Origin of the sequence: Pseudomonas sp. Y24-6 (assembly GCF_020295325.1) — a bacterium.
In the GTDB taxonomy this organism is placed as follows: Bacteria; Pseudomonadota; Gammaproteobacteria; order Pseudomonadales; family Pseudomonadaceae; genus Aquipseudomonas; species Aquipseudomonas gregormendelii.
On the sequence record NZ_JACBXG010000048.1, the window covers coordinates 1 to 626 of the forward strand.

Annotated in this window: 1 pseudogene; it reads right to left on the reverse strand. The window is 51.8% G+C overall.

What is annotated here, in order from left to right:
• Positions 1–626 (reverse strand): annotated as a pseudogene (locus tag HYI44_RS29185) (DUF2235 domain-containing protein); the annotation flags it as partial.

Genomic DNA, 626 nt, shown 5'->3' on the forward strand with positions numbered 1-626 from the left:
GTGTATTCAGGATGATCTGCTTTAACACGGGTCAACGGGAAATTGGCACGAACTTCATCCCGAGCGGCCAATTGGACGACGTTGGGGAACAAGCTCCGCGGCAGGTAGAGTTTGATCCCCGGCGCCTTTTGGCTACGGATATAACCCAAGTTCTCGACTCCACCCACAGAAGCCACTGTATCGAACAGTCCGATAAAGCCCATCTCAATATCACGCTGGTAGTCACCGCTGAAGGTCTCGTGAAACGCTCGGCGAGTTGTTTTGATGGTTTGCCCCAAGGGACCGTGCTGACCCAGCGCTACTTCGTTGGCAAAGTGCCGTGCTGCCGCTGCGCCACGGCTGAAACCGAAAGTATCAAACGTCAGGTTAACGATTTTTGTATCCGGGTTGATTTTGGCAAACTGGGAAATAATGACCGTTATATTTTGAAAAGCGTCCTCTACTTTAGCGCTCACCCCCGATGCGCCACGCCCCATACCGGCGCCCATCAGGCTATCGGTTTGGCCCGATGACGTGCCAATCCCCTCGACGTAGAGTCTCTGAAAAAATTGAAGTTGTTCGCCAGAGTCCTGAATCTCATCCGATGCAAAATACAAATCACTGAGCTTTTTGATGTTTGACTCGTC